General features: G+C 39.4%; 17 protein-coding genes. 11 read left to right on the top strand and 6 right to left on the bottom strand.

The window, feature by feature from the left end:
• From citF to IGL24_RS09160, 3 genes are read left to right on the top strand one after another with little or no spacing between them, the layout of a single operon-like run.
• On the top strand, window positions 1-1,533 hold the full coding sequence (citF, locus tag IGL24_RS09170) for a citrate lyase subunit alpha (RefSeq protein ID WP_429968437.1): 1,533 nt from the start codon (window positions 1-3) through the stop codon (window positions 1,531-1,533).
• Entirely contained in the window at window positions 1,526-2,065 is a 540-nt protein-coding gene (citX, locus tag IGL24_RS09165; protein WP_207699981.1) for a citrate lyase holo-[acyl-carrier protein] synthase, read from the top strand. Before citF ends, citX begins: the two co-directional genes overlap by 8 nt.
• On the top strand, window positions 2,066-3,460 hold the full coding sequence (locus IGL24_RS09160; RefSeq protein ID WP_207699982.1) for an oxaloacetate decarboxylase subunit alpha: 1,395 nt from the start codon (window positions 2,066-2,068) through the stop codon (window positions 3,458-3,460).
• Between the two features lie 256 nt (window positions 3,461-3,716).
• Here the strand turns inward: IGL24_RS09160 and pepG1 are convergent, their stop codons facing one another.
• Window positions 3,717-3,860, bottom strand: coding sequence for a type I toxin-antitoxin system toxin PepG1 (pepG1, locus tag IGL24_RS09155; RefSeq protein WP_207699983.1), 144 nt, complete (start codon window positions 3,858-3,860; stop codon window positions 3,717-3,719).
• A gap of 173 nt (window positions 3,861-4,033) precedes the next feature.
• Window positions 4,034-4,807 carry a Cof-type HAD-IIB family hydrolase gene (locus IGL24_RS09150; RefSeq protein ID WP_207699984.1) on the bottom strand — a complete coding sequence of 258 codons (774 nt, stop codon included), beginning with the start codon at window positions 4,805-4,807 and terminating at the stop codon, window positions 4,034-4,036.
• Between the two features lie 142 nt (window positions 4,808-4,949).
• On the opposite strand from IGL24_RS09150, the gene IGL24_RS09145 reads away from it, so the two are divergent.
• The 3 genes from IGL24_RS09145 to IGL24_RS09135 are packed head-to-tail and all read left to right on the top strand — an operon-like array spanning window position 4,950 to window position 7,439.
• A complete protein-coding gene (locus IGL24_RS09145) occupies window positions 4,950-5,300 on the top strand; it encodes an SdpI family protein (RefSeq protein ID WP_206859096.1) in 351 nt (116 codons plus the stop codon).
• Complete coding sequence (locus tag IGL24_RS09140) at window positions 5,281-5,997, top strand: response regulator transcription factor (protein ID WP_206859094.1); 717 nt, start codon at window positions 5,281-5,283, stop codon at window positions 5,995-5,997. Before IGL24_RS09145 ends, IGL24_RS09140 begins: the two co-directional genes overlap by 20 nt.
• Window positions 5,997-7,439, top strand: a complete 1,443-nt coding sequence (locus IGL24_RS09135) for a sensor histidine kinase (protein ID WP_206859092.1) — start codon at window positions 5,997-5,999, stop codon at window positions 7,437-7,439. Before IGL24_RS09140 ends, IGL24_RS09135 begins: the two co-directional genes overlap by 1 nt.
• Before the next feature lie 68 nt (window positions 7,440-7,507).
• Here IGL24_RS09135 and IGL24_RS09130 read toward each other — a convergent pair whose 3' ends face one another.
• The 3 genes from IGL24_RS09130 to IGL24_RS09120 form a co-directional block, all read right to left on the bottom strand.
• A complete protein-coding gene (locus tag IGL24_RS09130) occupies window positions 7,508-8,020 on the bottom strand; it encodes a hypothetical protein (protein ID WP_206859091.1) in 513 nt (170 codons plus the stop codon).
• On the bottom strand, window positions 8,007-8,735 hold the full coding sequence (locus IGL24_RS09125) for a hypothetical protein (RefSeq protein WP_207699985.1): 729 nt from the start codon (window positions 8,733-8,735) through the stop codon (window positions 8,007-8,009). Before IGL24_RS09125 ends, IGL24_RS09130 begins: the two co-directional genes overlap by 14 nt.
• Before the next feature lie 303 nt (window positions 8,736-9,038).
• The gene (locus IGL24_RS09120; RefSeq protein ID WP_207115003.1) at window positions 9,039-11,186 is read right to left on the bottom strand and encodes an LTA synthase family protein; all 2,148 of its coding nucleotides are present in this window, start codon (window positions 11,184-11,186) and stop codon (window positions 9,039-9,041) included.
• A gap of 301 nt (window positions 11,187-11,487) precedes the next feature.
• On the opposite strand from IGL24_RS09120, the gene IGL24_RS09115 reads away from it, so the two are divergent.
• From IGL24_RS09115 to ybaK, 3 genes are read left to right on the top strand one after another with little or no spacing between them, the layout of a single operon-like run.
• The gene (locus IGL24_RS09115) at window positions 11,488-12,657 is read left to right on the top strand and encodes a class I SAM-dependent rRNA methyltransferase (RefSeq protein WP_207699986.1); all 1,170 of its coding nucleotides are present in this window, start codon (window positions 11,488-11,490) and stop codon (window positions 12,655-12,657) included.
• Window positions 12,658-12,672: 15 nt separating this feature from the next.
• A complete protein-coding gene (aroD, locus tag IGL24_RS09110; protein ID WP_207115005.1) occupies window positions 12,673-13,428 on the top strand; it encodes a type I 3-dehydroquinate dehydratase in 756 nt (251 codons plus the stop codon).
• Between the two features lie 20 nt (window positions 13,429-13,448).
• Window positions 13,449-13,934, top strand: a complete 486-nt coding sequence (gene ybaK, locus IGL24_RS09105) for a Cys-tRNA(Pro) deacylase (protein ID WP_207699987.1) — start codon at window positions 13,449-13,451, stop codon at window positions 13,932-13,934.
• 108 nt (window positions 13,935-14,042) lie between these two features.
• On the opposite strand, the gene IGL24_RS09100 is transcribed toward ybaK, so the two are convergent.
• Window positions 14,043-15,302 carry an NAD(P)/FAD-dependent oxidoreductase gene (locus IGL24_RS09100; protein ID WP_207699988.1) on the bottom strand — a complete coding sequence of 420 codons (1,260 nt, stop codon included), beginning with the start codon at window positions 15,300-15,302 and terminating at the stop codon, window positions 14,043-14,045.
• 112 nt (window positions 15,303-15,414) lie between these two features.
• On the opposite strand from IGL24_RS09100, the gene gdhA reads away from it, so the two are divergent.
• Together gdhA and IGL24_RS09090 are read left to right on the top strand one after the other, a co-directional pair.
• Window positions 15,415-16,764 (top strand): NADP-specific glutamate dehydrogenase, encoded by a 1,350-nt coding sequence (gene gdhA / locus IGL24_RS09095; protein WP_207699989.1) that lies wholly within the window; start codon window positions 15,415-15,417, stop codon window positions 16,762-16,764.
• A 112-nt stretch (window positions 16,765-16,876) separates the two neighbouring features.
• Window positions 16,877-18,223 (top strand): glucose-6-phosphate isomerase, encoded by a 1,347-nt coding sequence (locus tag IGL24_RS09090; protein WP_206859076.1) that lies wholly within the window; start codon window positions 16,877-16,879, stop codon window positions 18,221-18,223.
• Window positions 18,224-18,343 lie beyond the last annotated feature (120 nt).

The following is an 18,343-nucleotide window of genomic DNA, read 5'->3' as shown; positions in this document are numbered from 1 at the left end:
ATGGTTGTAAATAAAGTTGGCAAAGAGATTCCACAAACAGTAGCGGAAAATCATCTTCTATACGAAGGTGAGTTAACGCATGTTGAAACATACAAAGAAGCCAGTCGGAAAATCAAACCTGTATTGCCAAATGAGAAAAAAATCGTTGGGAGTCTCAAGGAAGCCATTGAAAAAACTGGTTTGAAAGACGGCATGACGATTTCTTTTCATCATCATTTCCGTGAAGGGGACTTTGTGTTAAATATGGTCATGAAAGAAATCGCACAGATGGGGATCAAAGACCTTACGATTGCACCAAGCTCAATAGCCAATGTCCATGAACCCTTGATCGAGCATATCAAAAATGGAGTAGTAACTGGTATTACCACAAGTGGCTTACGGGACAAAGTAGGGGCTGCCATTTCAGAAGGTGTGATGGAAAAACCAGTAGTCATTCGTTCACATGGCGGAAGAGCGCGAGCTATTGCAACAGGTGATCTGCCTATCGATGTGGCTTTTTTAGGCGCTCCAAGTTCTGATGAATACGGAAATGCGAATGGAACTGCTGGAAAAGCCACTTGTGGCTCATTAGGCTATGCCATGGTCGATGCAAAATATGCAGATCAAGTCGTCATCCTCACAGATACTTTGGTGGATTTTCCCAATACGCCTATCAGTATTGCGCAGACGGATGTCGATTATGTCGTGAAAGTTGAAGCAATAGGTGACCCTGAAGGGATTGCGAAAGGGGCGACCCGCTTTACCACAAATCCGAAAGAACTGTTGATCGCGGAATATGCTGCAAAAGTCATCACTCACTCGCCGTATTATCAGCAAGGCTTCTCTTTCCAAACTGGCACAGGTGGCGCTGCACTGGCAGTGACTCGCTTTTTGCGAGAAGCAATGCTCAAAGATCAAATGACCGCTAGTTTTGTATTAGGTGGAATTACAAATGCAATGGCAGAATTATTGGAGGAAGGGCTAGTTGAAAAAATCATTGATGTCCAAGATTTCGATCATTTATCCGCCATTTCTTTAGGAGAAAATAGCAAGCACTATGAAATCGATGCGAGTATGTATGCTTCACCGGCAAGTAAAGGCGCAATGGTGAATCAGCTAGATACAGCAATCTTGTCTGCCTTGGAGATCGATACAGATTACAACGTCAATGTGATGACCGGCTCAGATGATGTGATTCGCGGTGCGGTGGGTGGTCATCCAGATACAAGCAAAGGCTGCAAAATGAGTCTGGTGATCACCCCGCTGATTCGTGGACGAATACCGACTGTCGTGGATCATGTCAATACAGTTGTGACTCCCGGAACGAGCATCGATGTACTCGTCACAGAAGTAGGGATCGCAATCAATCCTAAACGCCAAGATCTGATTGACTATTTCAAGGAAGTAGATATTCCTAAGTATACGATTGACGAACTGAAACAAAAAGCATACGACATCGTTGGAGAACCATCACCGATCCAGTATGGCGAAAAAGTCGTTGCTTTAGTTGAGTATCGTGATGGTACCTTGATCGACGTGGTCAGAAATGTTTAGCATGTTATTTGACGGCCCAACAGTAACGCATGAAGAAATTCTTCATGCAAAAGAAGTACGGGCGAATATCCAAAAAAATTTATTAAAAGCAAATCCACAAGCGGTATTGCTTTCAGCAACCATGAATATACCGGGGCCTGTCAAAACGTCAGAAGAAATCGCACAAGTATTTCATGTGATGATCGATGCTGTCGAAAAAAGTGTTTCAGAGGTCAGACCATTGGTTCATTTGTATCGCAAGAAAAAAACGGGTTACGAGTATTTTTTAGTTCTTCCATTAAGAAAAGAGACACTAAAAAAACGCATGATCGAACTTGAAGAAACTTGTCTTTTTGGGCGACTCGTAGATCTAGACGTTCTTTTTTGGGATGAAGGACAGCTTCAACCAGTCAGTCGTGACATGCTGGGCTATAAGCAACGGACGTGTTTCATTTGTTCCGAAGAAGCTAAAGTATGTAGCCGTCAACAGAAACATCCATTCCAAGAAATACGTAACCATATCCAACAACTCGTTGAGAAAGGAAGGGAGTAAATGGGGAAAAAAATTCAAATGATGGAAACTGTCTTGCGTGATGGTCAACAGAGTTTGATTGCTACAAGAATGACTACAGCAGACATGTTGCCGATTTTGACCACGCTAGATAAAGCAGGTTATCATTCATTAGAGATGTGGGGAGGTGCAACCTTTGATGCTTGCTTACGTTACTTGAATGAAGACCCTTGGGAACGCTTGCGTCTGATTCGCTCACAAGTAAAAAATACAAAACTGCAAATGTTACTGCGTGGACAAAATCTACTTGGCTATAAAAATTACGCAGATGATGTAGTAAGAGAATTTGTCGAAAAATCGATCGAAAATGGGATCGACATTATTCGTGTTTTTGACGCATTGAATGATGTCCGTAATTTACAAACATCGATCGTGACAGCCAAAGAAGCTGGTGGACATTGCCAAACAGCCATTTCTTACACGACCAGTGAGATCCACACAATCGATTATTTTGTTAAATTAGCAAAAGAAATGGCTGCTACAGGTGCCGATTCTTTATGTATCAAAGATATGGCAGGAGTACTAACACCACAAACAGGGTATGAATTGATCAGTCGGATCAAGGATGCTGTCCCATTACCTTTAGAAGTCCATACGCACGCCACAAGTGGTATCGCCGAAATGACGTATTTAAAAGTGGTAGAAGCAGGAGCAGATATCATCGATACAGCGATCTCTTCTTTTGCCGGTGGCACGAGCCAACCTGCAACGGAATCAATGGCTTTGGTCCTTGCAGAGATGGGCTATGATACAGGATTAGACATGAAAAAGATCACAGAAATAGCAGAATACTTTAATCCGCTAAGAGATCGTTTTCGAAACGAAGGGATGCTAAATCCCAAAGTAAAGGATATCGAACCCAAAACGTTGATTTATCAAGTTCCTGGAGGTATGTTGTCGAATCTACTAAGCCAGCTGACCGAACAAGGACTACAAGATAAATATGAGGAAGTATTAGCAGAAGTACCAAAAGTTCGATCAGATCTTGGGTTTCCACCACTTGTCACCCCATTATCTCAAATGGTAGGAACACAGGCCTTGATGAATGTGATTTCTGGTGACCGCTACAAGCTCGTCCCAACTGAAATCAAAGAATACGTCCGTGGACTATATGGCCGTCCGCCAGCACCGATTGCTGAAGAGATCAAACAAAAAATCATCGGAGAAGACGAAGTACTCACTATACGACCCGCCGATTTATTGGCACCACAATTGCCTCAATTCGAAAAAGAAATCAGCGACTATGCAAAATCAACAGAAGATCTTTTGAGTTATGCGTTATTCCCTCAGCAAGCCAAAGATTTCTTAGGACGTCGCGAAGATCGGTTTTATGACGTTCCACTTCAAACGGTTGAAGTGATGATCGACATCGATTGATTACAATACAAGTATTTAAGTTTTAAAGGTTGCTGAGAGATAGTAAAAATAAAGGTGATTATTTGTCACTTGAGAGATGTTGACTAGATCAAATTTCCGACCATGTGTTTAGATAACAATGGCTGAATCGTCCGTGCTATGCTATAATAAAAATGAAAAAAGGAACTGCGTCAACAGTTCCTTTTGACAGCACCGCTAAAGACGGTGGCACAGTAATTCTTATTTTAGAAATAGTCGTCCCGTGCTAAAGTGACGGCTATTTCGTTTTGTCATGTTTAAGCAGTTCCACAACCAAACTGATCAAAGCAATGGTAAACATACCGAAAGCTACAATCGTTTGAATTGTCTCATATGCAGACAAAAGGTTTCTCCTTTCATAGATTTCAGTACTTATTTCCATAAGCACCACCACCTTCCAGAAGTCACCACCGTCATTAAACTTTACTGTCAAAAAAAGTATAGCACAATGCCCTAGTTAGAGTCCTTGAACTTTAGATAATAACTAGGGCTTTTTTATGAGATTCAGTTATTTAGATGGAATATCGAAATAGCTAGTTGTGCTATAGCAGACGATCAAATCAAGTCAAAATGCTTCAATGCGTGAACAATCCCGCCCTCAGTATTTTTCTTTGTAATGAACGTGGCAATTTCTTTCAACTCATCATACGCATTGCCCATTGCGATTTTATGATCACAAGCTTGAAGCAAAGCGAAGTCATTAGGGCCGTCACCAAAACCAAAAGTTGGAATGTTTTCTAAGTTTAAAGTTTCTTTCAATCGTTTGACACCAGCACCTTTTGAAATACCTTTTTTAACTGTATCGATCGAATACGGACTATTGCGGTAAAAAGTCAAGTCTGGAAAATGTTCATGATAGTATTCGTCGCCTGATTCTGAAAGGATCAACAACATATTGATCGGATGATCTTGAAAAGCCGAAGGATCGATCGGCGGGACATCTGAATGGATAAAGCCATAAGCTTTTCTCATAGTCTCCGTGTGATGTGTACTCCAAATATTATCTCGGTTATAAAAACAAAGTGCATGGCCTTGCTCTTCGATATGGTCACGCATTTTTTGACATTCTTCCTTAGAAAAACGAACAGAATAGATTTCTTCTCCCTCAACACTGATACACGATCCGTTCATTGTTGCAGCAGAGGTGATACCCGCATCACGCATGATTTGTCTGATTTCCATTTCTGTACGTCCTGTAGCGATAACAGGAAGGATATCATTGTCTTTTAGCGCTTGAATGGCTGCGGCGATCTCAGGAGTGATTTTAGAATTTCCATCTAGTAAAGTCCCATCGAGATCAAAAAATGTGATTGCTTTATAGTTTGTCACAAATAAAACTCCTTTTTCAATTGAATACCCTTATCTTATCAAAGAATGAACAAAAGACAAACGTTTCGTGAAGAATTACTGAACTTATTGGTTCAACAAACATTTTAGAGTATACTATAGACAGAGATTGGGGAGTGAAATAATGATTTTTTTAACAGTAGGTGCCTTTTTAACCTTAATAGGTCTCTTATTTTTGATTTTACCTTCTAAAGGTAACTTGCCTTTATATGGTTATCATTCAGAACGTGCTGCTAAATCTGACGCACATTGGCAGATCGCCCAACGAACGAGCGGAAAATATTTCTTTCTTTTTGGTTTATTGATGACTCTGATCGGGTACTGGTTGAAAGCGACAGGCCATACAAATTTTTTCATTATTGAAATGTTGGTCTTAGTTTTTCCAATCATGCCGATTTTTATATTAACAGAAAAGAAATTACAAACTTACGATTTGGAAAATGGAGGAGACGAGCATGAACATTTTAATGATTGAAGATAATCAATCCGTATCTGAAATGATGCAGATGTTTTTTTTGAATGAAGGTTGGGAAGCAACCTTTAAATATGATGGAAAAGAAGGATTAGATGCGTTTTTAGAAAATCCACAGCACTGGGATATGGTCACGTTAGATCTGAATCTACCGACAATGGATGGCATGATGGTTGGACGAGAAATCCGCAAAGTATCTAGTACTGTACCGATCATTATGTTGACTGCCCGTGATTCTGAAAGTGATCAAGTGATCGGTTTAGAAATGGGGGCAGATGATTACGTCACGAAACCTTTTAGCCCATTAACATTGATTGCCCGTATGAAGGCCTTACACCGCCGCAGTGAGTTAGTGGAAACGAAAGAAGAAAGTACCTTATCTGATCAACACTTTGATATCCAAACCGATCATTTCAAAATGAATACGAAAACACGTGAAGCTTATTTGAACAACAAGCCGATCGATGGTTTGACACCTAAAGAATTCGATCTTTTATTTACATTAGCAAAAAAACCAAGACAAGTTTTTTCAAGAGAACAGTTATTGGAATTAGTTTGGGATTATCAATACTTTGGGGATGAACGAACTGTCGATGCACATATCAAAAAACTGCGTCAAAAAATTGAGAAAGTAGGCCCACAAGTGATCCAAACAGTCTGGGGCGTAGGCTATAAATTTGATGATTCAGGTGTTGCCTGATGCGTTATTTATATCAACAACTACTTGCCTTTTGTGGGATGATCGCGATGATCATCTTGATCGTCGGCATCTCTTTTACCCAATTGACGAAGCAGACGATCGAAGAAAATAATTACCAACAACTCTTTGGCTATGCTGAATCAGTGGAAAAAACGACGCAAACTTTTGCAGATACGTTTTCTCAATTCAATCAAGATCAGGCATTCCAAAATGCCTTGGAATTGACCGAACAAGTGTTGACGGAACAAAATGTCAACTTTATCTTTATCGATAAGTATGAGCGTGTCATCTATCCAACCGCTGGCGTTTACTTGAATTTTACGATCACCGCCAATCAATGGGAAAGCTTGAAAAATGGCCGACAAGTCAAGTTCACCTCCAATAAAAATATTGCAGGAGAAAATCAAGCCACCTCATATGCGTTGGTTCCTTTTAACTTGAACCATGAATTTTATGGAGGACTGGTCGTCAGCCAACCTGCAAGAAACATCGATAATAGTGTGCGCTCAGTGACCTTGAATCTATTTAAAGGGTTCATTTTCTCAAGTATTATTGCCATCATTGCCAGCTATGCGTTTGCTGCGTTCCAAGTGAAACGGATCAATCGATTGAGAAATGCCACCAAAGAGGTGACAAACGGCAATTTTGATGTGCAGTTACCAGTCAACGACAAAGATGAATTTGATGAGTTAGCAGACGATTTCAATAAGATGACGAATTCCCTGAAAGAGTCACGTGCAGAAATCGAAGAACAAGAAAATCGTCGCCGGCAATTTATGGCAGATGCGTCTCATGAGATGCGGACGCCATTAACAACGATCAATGGCTTGTTGGAAGGTTTAGAGTATAATGCCATCCCAGAAAATCAACGAGACAATGCTATCAAGTTGATGAAGAACGAGACCGAACGTCTTATTCGTTTAGTCAATGAGAATCTAGATTATGAAAAAATCAGAACGAATCAAATCAGTATGGTCATCAAGAAATTTGATGGCACAGAAACTTTGAAAAATATCGTTGCCCAATTGGAATCAAAAGCAGAAGCTGCGGGCAACCAATTGATTTTAGAAGCACCAGAGCAATTAGATGTATATGCTGATTATGATCGTTTTGTGCAAATCATGGTCAACATTATCCAAAATGCGATCCAATTCACTGAAAATGGCACGATCACGGTCACTTTAGAAAAAGGGTATCTTGAAACGATCATCAAAGTGACTGATACAGGGATCGGCATGTCAGAACAACAAATGAAAAGTATATGGGATCGCTATTACAAAGTCGATCCATCTAGAAAAAATACCAAATACGGTGAGTCTGGGTTAGGCTTACCAATCGTCCAACAATTAGTTCGACTGCATAAAGGAAAGCTTGATGTCACGAGCGAGTTAGGCAAAGGAACGACCTTTACTGTCAAACTACCAGATGTGGAGATCGAATAACTGAACAACAAAAAAACGCTAAGGCAAGAATCTTGCTTTAGCGTTTTTGCTTGAAAGAGAATCAAATTTTAACTTGCTTCTTTACAAAAGTTGACATATGGACTTTCCGCAATCGAGAGATCGTGTGTCAATAAAAGGATAGAAAAAGAAAACTCGTTGACTAGATCACATAAATGGACTAAGAGATCTTGGATTTCAGTAATCGAAAGATCATCGATAGGATCTTCAATGATCAAATTCGTTTTCTCAGCAAGGATCGCGTGCATAAGTTGTAATTTGATTTTTTCAAATGTATTTAATTCATCCACTGCTTTTTTTAAGCAAGAGGAGTCGATCATCAGCTTGCTTTGAATATCTTCCTGTTTGGACTTCTTTTGTTTTTCAGAGATATCTAAAAATACTTGTTCCTTTAAATTGAGGTAAGGGAAGAAGGGCCAGTTTTTTTGAACGATCATCACATCTGTTCGTTCAGAAGTAAGGAGTTGCTCTTTTATCTCTGAAAAAATCAGTTGCTGCTCGGCTTTAGAACCAAGCAAAACAGTAAAACCGTTAAACGATATCAGTGAATCATGTGGGTTCATCAATGATCAGCTTCTTTCTTTTTAAAAGTCGATTTGAAATCATGAATAGACAGGTACTAAGCAATGTACTAATACTAACTAAACAGATGATCGTCTGCCCAATTCCTTTTAAGGTATCAGTTAAAAAGTTATCGCTAAAAAAATCAATCATAAAAAAAGTGTTTTGGTCAATCGAAATCGATAAACCATTTCCAGATGAAAAGACAGTTGGTAGATTTGGTAATTCGAAGAAATTCAACAAGGTCAAATTGATTTTTTGAAGTAATGTTTGATAGCCATTTTGAAAAGCAAAAACGAGCAAAAGAACAGCAAGACAACTCATGAGTAACGGAATCAACGATTGCCAAAAAATAAAGAAGAACATTTTTGGTTTTGATAGCCCTGCCAATCGCCAATTAATTATTTCCATGCGATGCTTATAAAGTGAGTGTAAAAAGAAAAAAAAGAAACACAATGCAAACAGTGCCAGTATACAACTGATTACGATCAGATAGGCTTGTTGAAGCGTTTCTGAAGAAGGTAAATTCTCTTTGACATCAGAAGCATCAAACATCAAGACCCGATCTTGGATTTGTTTGTGTAAAGTTGTTTGTAAATTATATAAGTTAAAGCTGATCAGTAATAATAAAGCAGAAAAGCTTGAAAATAAAGTATACAAAAAAGTTTGTTTTTTGTAATAAAGTAACCGTGCCGTAGAATAACGGATCATATTCATACTTTTCACCTCAAGAATAGTATAAAAAATGAATATGAATAAAGTATGAAATTCATTTAGTGAAAAACCGAAATAAAGAAAGAAGGGGGCGAATCGTTGATTGAAATGACCATAAAATGAACAGAATGATCATCTTACCTGACAGTTTAAAGTAAATTACTTTTCGTTTGGACGATGCCCAATCAAACAAGCGTTTCTTACCAACAGTAGACATTATTTCACACAAAAAAAACACTTGCAGAATGAATATTCGCAAGTGCTTTTTTGAGTGATAACAAAGGTATTTGCAATCACGTGATTTCGTTAGTTGTTTTCTACTGAATCATCACTATCCGTCGGTTCTTCGGTATCAGGAACGCCATGAAGATCCTGGAACGTTTTTGATTCGTATAGATTTTGCGTTGTTTGATCATTGTTTTGACTAAAGACGCTTGTTGATTTATCACCAAGTGCGCGTTCAGCATCATTTAGATGTTGCAAGCCATTTTTGTAATCAAACGTAGAAGTATCAAGTGGTTCTAAACCACTTTCTGTATAGAAACGAAGAAGATCCCCGTTGTTGATTTGGTCTGAAACTGCAAGTTGCTTGCTGACTGCTTCACGCAAAGCAGTGACTTCTGCTTGTTGTTCTTCTGTCATATCTGAAAGCAGTTCGCCAGTTTCTGTTAGATAAACCGCGCCACCGTAGTATGTGTACTTAGGTGAAACAAAATCACCATCACGGAACGCCACTAATTGATTGTTGTCTGGTGAGAACAGGTCTTGACCAAGTTGGATATAATTTTTTGAATCCACACCTAACAAGTGAAGCAGTGTAGGTAAAGCATCAACTTGTCCACCATACGTATGATTGATCCCGCCTTTTGTTTGTCCTGGAAGATGGATCATGTATGGTACGCGTTGCATCGCTGCATTGTCAAAATTCGTCCAAGTTGAACTTGTTTTACCAACCAACTCAGCTAATGATCTGTTTCTTGAATTAGAAATACCATAATGGTCTCCATACAAGACGATCATTGAGTTTTCATACAAGCCACTTGCTTTTAAATAGTTAAAGAATTCTTCTACTGCTCGGTCTAAATAATTGGCTGTTGCAAAGTACCCATTGATTGTTTCATCATTTGTATTTGCTACTGGGAATCCAGCTTCCTCATTCGTGAATCTTGAATAAGGGAAGTGGTTGGATACAGCAATAAATTTAGAGTAGAACGGTTGTTGCATCCGTTCTAAGTATGGTACTGATTGTTCAAAGAATGGTTTATCATGTAAACCGTATTGGAATGAGTTGTCATCATTCACGTCGTAGTAAGACGCATCAAAGAAGTAATCATAACCAAAACTCTTATATGTTTCATTACGGTTCCAGAATGTACCAGCATTTCCGTGGAATACGGCACTTGTATAACCTTTTGTTTGTTTTAAAATGTTTGGTGCAGCTTCAAATGTATTTTTGCCGCCTAATTGAGTGAACAATGAACCTTGGTTCAAACCGAATAATGAGTTTTCCATCAATGTTTCGGCATCACTTGTTTTTCCTGCTTTTACTTGGTGGAAGAAGTTATCAAAACTAAATGTCTCATTACTATGGAACAAGCTGTTCAAGAAAGGTGTTACTTCATGTTCTACACCATTTTCGTCGGTCAATTTATAATCGATCACAAATTGTTGCAAGCTTTCCAAGTGGATATAGATAACATTTTTACCTTCAGCTAATCCGAATAGGTCTTGGTTTGGTTGCGCATAATGTTCTTTGACATACGTTGCTACTTCTTTCATGTCATTTGGACTTGCTTCTGCGCGTACTTGGTTCGTTTGGTAAGTTTGGATACCGTCATACACCATGAATGCGTTTAGTCCAAGATACTTAACTAAATAATCACGAGAGAAGGTACGTGTCAATAACTCTGGACGATCTGCTTCAGCTAAAAAGAGATTTCCTGAAAAGATCATGATCGCTAAAGTAGAAAAAGCAAACGCCATCCGAGCGCGGATCGGACGTTCATCCATTTTGATTTTTTTCGTTGCTAAAAGGGCAATGATCAGAACGATATCGATCCAATAAAGGACATCATAGGGACGGAACAACCGTATCGCACTTTCTCCTAAACCACTTGCAACTTTTCCTGCACCTAAAATCGCGTTGATCGTAATAAAATCAGTGAACTCACGATAGTAGATGATGTTAGAAAATAAGAGCAAGGTCAACAAGAAATAGATGACAAGCATCGTGATATACGCTGCTTTCGTTCGTCTAACATATAAGGCAATCCCTAAAAGAAGGATAGTTGTTGCAATTGGGTTGATGAACAAGATGAAGTACTGAATCCCACTGTCAATTCCTAAATGAAACTCAAATAGATAAGTAGCAATTGTTTTGACCCATAACAAAACTGCTAGTAAAGAAAAAAATCCGAGCCTTTTATTTAAAAAAGCGGGTGTTTTTATTTTCAAATTAATCTTCCTTTCTGCACTCTTACATAAAAAAAGAGTGGCATGAAACATACTCACGACTCACATACTCCTCATCATTTTACTAGTAGACCAAAATAGTGTCAATTGAAAGTACAAATCAAGCTTAATAGATTAAGATTTTCTTTAATATCCTTCATTTTTAGATAAACATGCTTTTAGGATGAACCACTATGTACATGATCTTTTTCTGAGGGAAAGTAGGCTCAGGCCAAGGAATCACTAAGACAAGCAGGCTGTTTTTTGTTATACTAAAAGGGAGAATGAAAAAGCAGGTGAGCCAATGAAACTAACAATCAAAAAAAGAGCGGTCAAAAAATTTTTAAAAGGTTACCCATTGATCCAAGAAGAAGATCTAGTTCAAGTGAAACGAACAACAGAATGGGTGGAATTAGTTGATCAACAAGGTAAATTTATAGGGAAAGGGTATTTAGGGAAACAAAACAAAGGGATTGGCTGGATACTAAGTGATCAGGATGAACCATTTGATCAATCCTTTTTTGAACAAAAATTCCATACAGCCCGAGAAAAAAGAACAAGCTTTTTTAACGACGAGCAAACTACGGCTTTTCGCTTGTTCAATGGAGAAGGGGATGGTATCGGTGGCTTGATCATCGACTATTATGACGGGTTTGCTGTCTTTTCTTGGTACAATGAAACCTTATACTTGATTCGTGAAGTTTTACTAAACGCTTTTCAAGCTGCTTATCCTGAAATTGTAGGGATTTACGAAAAAATTCGTTTTGAAACGACACGATTACCTGAGAGCCAGCATGTGACGGGGGAAGAAGCGCAAGAACCTTTACTCGTCCAAGAAAACGGAGTGACCTATGCCACTTATTTGAATGAAGGACTCATGACTGGGATTTTTCTTGACCAAAAAGAAGTCAGAGGAGCTTTGATCGATGGACTGGCATTAGGAAAATCGGTGTTGAATATGTTTAGTTACACCGGTGCTTTTTCGGTGGCTGCTGCGATGGGCGGTGCAAGAGAAACGACAAGTGTCGATCTCGCGAAACGAAGCTTAAATAAGACACGCGAACAATTTGAGGTCAATGGTTTAACTTCTGATGCACACAAAATCATCGTTATGGATGTCTTTGAATACTTTAAATACGCACAACGAAAAGGGTTTACTTATGACGTGATCGTTTTAGATCCGCCAAGCTTTGCACGGAACAAGAAAAAAGTCTTTCGTGTGGCAAAAAATTATGGGGAATTAGTCAGAGATAGCTTGTCGATCTTAGCAGACGAAGGCGTCTTGATTGCCTCAACAAATGCAGCCAATGTATCGATCGATCAATTTCAAGCGATGATCGAAGACGAACTGATCTCAGCGGAGTATGATTATCAAATCAGCGGCGTGTATCGTTTGCCTGATGATTTTCAAACCATTGGTTCTTTCCCAGAAGGCAATTATTTAAAGGTATTCGTATATGAAATAAAAAAATAGAGAGGGCGTGAAGCAATGTTTCAAGTAAAAGGGGTAAGATTTGGTACCGGACGTCCAAAAGTATGTGCGCCCTTGACTGGCACGACTCGTGAGGACCTTTTAAGAGAAGCGATCCTAGCGAGAGAAGCAGGCGCCGATTTAGCAGAATGGCGACTTGATTGTTATCAAGAAGTCTTTGATCACGAACAATTAAAGGAAACATTAGTATTGATCTATGAGATGCTAGAAGGACTTCCTTTACTTTTGACCTTTCGCACCTTAGAAGAAGGTGGCGCACAAGACATCTCAATCAAAGACTACCACGATCTATATAAATTTTTGATCGATACAGAATTAGTGGATATGCTAGATATTGAGTTGTTCAAAATTGAAAGTATGGACAAAGATCTGCTGCATGATATCCATCGCCGTCAGATCCCACTGGTCATCAGTAGTCATGATTTCAAAGAAACCCCAGCAGATCCAGTTTTGCTGTATCGTTTGAATATGATGGAACATTTTGGTGCAAGTATTGGTAAGATTGCTGTGATGCCAAATAATGAACGAGATGTTCTACGTATGATGGAATTGACTCGTCGCGCTCATTCGTTTGTTTCGATGCCTTTAGTCACAATGTCGATGGGAGAACTCGGCATGGTCTCTCGACTTGCTGGCAACGTGACCGGTTCAGCCATCACATTTGGTGCGTTAGACGCGACACGTGCATCGGCACCTGGACAGTTACCAGTCAAACAATTAAAAAAAATCATTAGTTTACTCAATGAAAATTAAGCTAGACGAAGGTGAAGATTTTGGCAAAAAAGAAACAAGTGAAAACCAATGCGATACGCATGGTCGAACAAAAAAAGATCGCTTATACAGAACATGAATATGCTTGGGATGAAGACCATATCAGCGCCTCATCCGTTGCAGATCAGTTGCCTGGAAGTGAAGACAGGATATTTAAAACATTAGTGGCAGTCGGCAATAACACAGGCCCAATCGTCGCTGTGATCCCTGGAAGCACCGAACTGGATTTAAAGAAACTAGCAAAAGCATCTGGCAATAAAAAAGTGGAGATGCTCCACCTGAAAGATTTAGAAAAAACAACTGGCTATATTCGAGGTGGTTGTTCACCAATCGGGATGAAAAAGTTATTTCCTACATTTATTGAAGAACAGGCAAGAACGTATGATCAAATCATCATTTCTGCTGGGAAACGAGGACTGCAAATAGAGCTAGCTCCAGAAGCCATCGCCGAGTTGACCAATGCAACATTTGTTGATATCAAGAGTTAGAACTAAAAAAAGCAAAACAAATACGGAATGAGCGTCCTTGAAAGGCAAACGACACACGTTGCCTTTCAAAGATGACTACATTCAAGTATTGTTTTGCTTTTTTAGTTATTACCACTGACTTTGCATCGCTGCATGCATCCCTGAAACTCGCCCAGTAGCAAAAGCTGCAGTAATATTAAAGCCGCCTGTATAGCCATTGACATCAAGTAACTCTCCGCCAAAGAACAAACCACTCAATCGTTTACTTTCCATCGTTTTCGGGTTGACCTCTTTTAAAGAGACACCGCCACCTGTCACAAAAGATTTCTCGATCGGAAATGTCTTGTGGATCAACATCTCAAAATTTTTACATAATGCAGCAAACCCCTGAATTTGTTTTTCCGTTGTTTGGCTACCAGTCAACTCCGTCATTTCTAGACGCTCAAGATAAAACTGTAGCAGACGTTCAGGTAGAAAACCACGCCAAGCATTGGCTAGATTCTTTTTCGATTCTTTACTCAACTCTGTTAACTCTTGTACCAGGTCTTGCACAGACTTCGTCGGAAAACAATCTAAAGATACAGTGACAGGCGCTTGTGTTTTTTGTAGTTCATTGTTAATAAAACTCGAACATCGTAAAGCAGCAGGGCCAGAGATCCCAAAGTGGGTAAATAAAAGATCCATCGTATGTTCCGTGATCATTTTTCCTTTTGGATTCAAGACGCGCAATGTAATATCTTGTAAAGAAAGACCTTGTAACACTTTATCAGCAATAAAAGGCTCCTCAGAGATCAACGGAGATTCTGTTGCATAAAGGGGCGTGACAGTATGCCCCACTTTTTTGACCAACTTATATCCATCACCCGTTGCACCAGTCGATGGATACGTTCGACCACCCGTCGTCAAAATGACACATTTTGCTTTAAATTCATCAAATTCCGTACGTACACCATAGATTTGATTCTCTTTATGGATCAACTTTTCAACACGCTCACCAAAAAACATCGTGACGTTCAATTCATTCAGACGATGAACTAATGCGTCAATGATTGTTTTCGATTTATTCGTCACCGGAAACATTCGTCCGTGATCTTCTTCTTTTAAATGAACCCCTTGTGATTCAAAGAATTCCATGATATCGAAATTGTTCCATTGAGAAAACGTACTATATAAGAATTTACCATTTCCAGGGATATGCGCAATCAAATCATCGACTGGGCGATTATTTGTGACATTACATCGACCGCCACCAGTCATCAATAATTTTTTTCCCGCTTTTTTATTTTTTTCGATCAACAGGACTTTCGCACCATACTCCGCCGCACTGATTGCAGCCATCATGCCACTTGTTCCTGCACCAACAACAATCACGTCATAAGTTTTTTCCATTTTCTCACCTCACAGAGAGTGTAGCATATTTGACGACGATTCGCAGAAAATGTTTTGACCTATGATTGAAATAAGCTAAAATAAAGTCAGAAGAATAAAGGAGCGTGAACCTATGTCAAATGCAAAAGAATATGTACAATCGATACAAGAAAAACTTCACCAAAAAGATGAAGGCCAAAGCGAGTTTTTACAAGCGGTCGATGAATTTATGCCCACGGTCATCCAATTTTTAGAAAAAAATCCAGAATATATTGAAAAAAATATTCTAGGGATATTAGTTGAACCAGAACGCGTGATCCAATTCCGTGTACCTTGGCAAGATGATCATGGAAACTGGCAAGTGAATCGTGGTTATCGAATCCAATACAATTCAGCCATCGGACCATATAAAGGTGGTTTACGTTTTCATCCAAGTGTCAACTTGAGTATTTTAAAATTCTTAGCATTTGAACAAATTTTCAAAAACAGCCTAACTGGTCTGCCGATTGGCGGTGGTAAAGGCGGAAGTGACTTTGATCCAAAAGGAAAATCAGATAATGAAATCATGCGCTTTTGTCAAAGTTTCATGTTAGAACTAGCGAAGCATATCGGACCTTCAATCGACGTACCAGCTGGAGATATCGGCGTTGGTGCGCGCGAGATCGGCTATCTATATGGTGCCTATAAACGGTTGAAACAATACGATGCAGGCGTGTTGACAGGGAAACCACTCGATTTCTGGGGAAGCAAGATCCGAACAGAAGCAACGGGTTACGGCTTGGTTTACTATGTAAAACATTTATTGAACGAAGAACAAGATTCATTTGCTGGCAAAACCGTATTTGTCTCAGGTAGTGGAAATGTAGCAATCTATGCCATCGAAAAAGTCCATGAACTAGGTGGAAAAGTCGTTACATGTTCCGATTCAGGCGGATACATCTATGATCCAGAAGGCATTGATCTTGATCTGTTAAAAGAATTAAAAGAAGTCAAAAGAGCCCGTTTAACAGAATATGTCAAAGAACGCTCGTCAGCTGAATATCATGCAAATGAATCTGTTTGGACATTGAAACAAGCCGCAGATATTGCTTTGCCTTGTGCCACACAAAACGAAATCAATGGTGATTTGGCAGAGATCTTAGTAGAAAATGGTGTCAAGATCGTAGCCGAAGGCGCAAACATGCCATCGACACTTGAAGCCGTTTCAGTTTTTGAAAAAGCAGACATCTGGTATTGTCCAGGAAAAGCTGCCAATGCAGGTGGAGTTGCTGTTTCTGCGCTAGAGATGAGCCAAAACTCCCAACGCCTTGTTTGGGAAAGCAGCCAAGTCGACACAGAACTAGATGACATCATGGCAACCATCTATCAAACTTGTCGTCAAACTGCCAAAGAGTTTGGTAACGAAAAAAATCTCTTGCTAGGTGCCAATGTTGCTGGCTTTGAAAAAGTCGCAAAAGTAATGGCAATGCAAGGCTTAGTTTAAAAAAATGGAAGTTTCTTGTAAATATTAGAAGCTTCTCGTATATTTGCTTGAAAAATAAGCAAAAAAAACGTAAAGTATATCTGTAGATTGAAACTTTTAAGGAGGAACAAAAATGGCACACATTCATTTTGACTATTCTAAAGTTGCACCATTTGTCAATGAACATGAGTTAGGCTATATGCAGAGTCAAGTTACTGCTGCAGACAAATTATTACGAGAAGGAACAGGCGCAGGCAGCGACTACCTAGGATGGATCGACCTACCTACGAACTACGACAAAGAAGAATTTGATCGTATCAAAGCAGCTGCTAAGAAAATCCAATCTGATTCTGAAGTCCTTGTAGTCATCGGTATCGGTGGATCTTATTTAGGCGCTCGTGCAGCAATCGATTTCCTACAACATACATTCTACAACTTGTTGGGAAGCGACAAACGCCAAACACCACAAATTTTCTTCGCTGGAAACTCAATCAGCTCAACTTACCTTGCTGATTTGATTGAAGTGATCGGCGATCGTGACTTCTCAGTAAATGTCATTTCAAAATCAGGAACAACGACTGAGCCAGCCATTGCATTCCGTGTATTCAAAGAATTACTTGTTAAAAAATATGGACAAGAAGAAGCAAACAAACGCATCTACGCAACAACAGACAAAGCAAAAGGCGCTGTTAAAGTAGAAGCCGACGCAGAAGGATGGGAAACGTTTGTTATTCCTGATGATGTTGGTGGACGTTTCTCTGTATTGACAGCAGTTGGTTTACTACCAATCGCAGCAAGCGGAGCAGACATCGATGCCTTGATGCAAGGAGCCGCAGATGCAAGCAAAGCTTACTCAAGTGACAAACTTGAAGAAAACGAAGCTTACCAATATGCAGCAATGCGTAACATCCTTTACCGTAAAGGCAAAGTTACTGAATTATTGATCAACTACGAACCAGGAATGCAATACTTCTCTGAGTGGTGGAAACAATTATTCGGCGAATCAGAAGGAAAAGACCAAAAAGGAATCTATCCTTCAAGTGCAAACTTCTCAACAGACTTGCACTCACTAGGTCAATTTATCCAAGAAGGCCGCCGCAATATCTTTGAAACAATCGTCAAAGTTGAAAAACCACGTAAATCGATCACGATTCCTGAACAAGCAGAAGACTTGGATGGACTTGGTTATTTACAAGGAAAAGAAGTTGACTTTGTAAATACAAAAGCTTTTGAAGGAACATTATTAGCCCACACAGACGGCGACGTACCAAACCTATTAGTAAAAATCCCAGCAATGGATGCTTACACTTTAGGTTACACAATGTACTTCTTTGAAATTGCTGTCGGCATTTCAGGCTACATCAACGGAATCAACCCATTTGACCAACCAGGGGTAGAAGCTTATAAGAAAAACATGTTCGCCCTACTAGGTAAACCAGGGTTTGAAGATCTTGCGAAAGAATTGAACGAACGCCTGTAGGATAGGGTTTAGAGAATATTCTTAGTAACGAAGACTACAAAACATGTAGGCACCATTTTATTTTGGCTCTTCGACAAGTAGTGTTGGTGAATTCAAATTGAAAGAATTTCATCGTGAATC

It is taken from the genome of Enterococcus sp. DIV2371, from assembly GCF_050498525.1.
GTDB lineage: Bacteria > Bacillota > Bacilli > Lactobacillales > Enterococcaceae > Enterococcus_B > Enterococcus_B mangumiae.
This window is presented reverse-complemented; position numbering and strand designations above follow the sequence as displayed.

What these genes read in the sequence shown, in the direction of transcription:
- IGL24_RS09135 (WP_206859092.1), top strand. Translation starts at nt 5,997, where the DNA reads ATGCGTTATTTATATCAACAACTACTTGCCTTTTGTGGGATGATCGCG.
- IGL24_RS09100 (WP_207699988.1), bottom strand. Translation starts at nt 15,302, where the DNA reads ATGGAAAAAACTTATGACGTGATTGTTGTTGGTGCAGGAACAAGTGGC.
- aroD (WP_207115005.1), top strand. Translation starts at nt 12,673, where the DNA reads ATGTTTCAAGTAAAAGGGGTAAGATTTGGTACCGGACGTCCAAAAGTA.
- IGL24_RS09140 (WP_206859094.1), top strand. Translation starts at nt 5,281, where the DNA reads ATGAACATTTTAATGATTGAAGATAATCAATCCGTATCTGAAATGATG.
- gdhA (WP_207699989.1), top strand. Translation starts at nt 15,415, where the DNA reads ATGTCAAATGCAAAAGAATATGTACAATCGATACAAGAAAAACTTCAC.
- IGL24_RS09090 (WP_206859076.1), top strand. Translation starts at nt 16,877, where the DNA reads ATGGCACACATTCATTTTGACTATTCTAAAGTTGCACCATTTGTCAAT.
- pepG1 (WP_207699983.1), bottom strand. Translation starts at nt 3,860, where the DNA reads ATGGAAATAAGTACTGAAATCTATGAAAGGAGAAACCTTTTGTCTGCA.
- IGL24_RS09125 (WP_207699985.1), bottom strand. Translation starts at nt 8,735, where the DNA reads ATGAATATGATCCGTTATTCTACGGCACGGTTACTTTATTACAAAAAA.
- IGL24_RS09115 (WP_207699986.1), top strand. Translation starts at nt 11,488, where the DNA reads ATGAAACTAACAATCAAAAAAAGAGCGGTCAAAAAATTTTTAAAAGGT.
- IGL24_RS09160 (WP_207699982.1), top strand. Translation starts at nt 2,066, where the DNA reads ATGGGGAAAAAAATTCAAATGATGGAAACTGTCTTGCGTGATGGTCAA.
- IGL24_RS09145 (WP_206859096.1), top strand. Translation starts at nt 4,950, where the DNA reads ATGATTTTTTTAACAGTAGGTGCCTTTTTAACCTTAATAGGTCTCTTA.
- citX (WP_207699981.1), top strand. Translation starts at nt 1,526, where the DNA reads ATGTTTAGCATGTTATTTGACGGCCCAACAGTAACGCATGAAGAAATT.
- IGL24_RS09130 (WP_206859091.1), bottom strand. Translation starts at nt 8,020, where the DNA reads ATGAACCCACATGATTCACTGATATCGTTTAACGGTTTTACTGTTTTG.
- citF (WP_429968437.1), top strand. Translation starts at nt 1, where the DNA reads ATGGTTGTAAATAAAGTTGGCAAAGAGATTCCACAAACAGTAGCGGAA.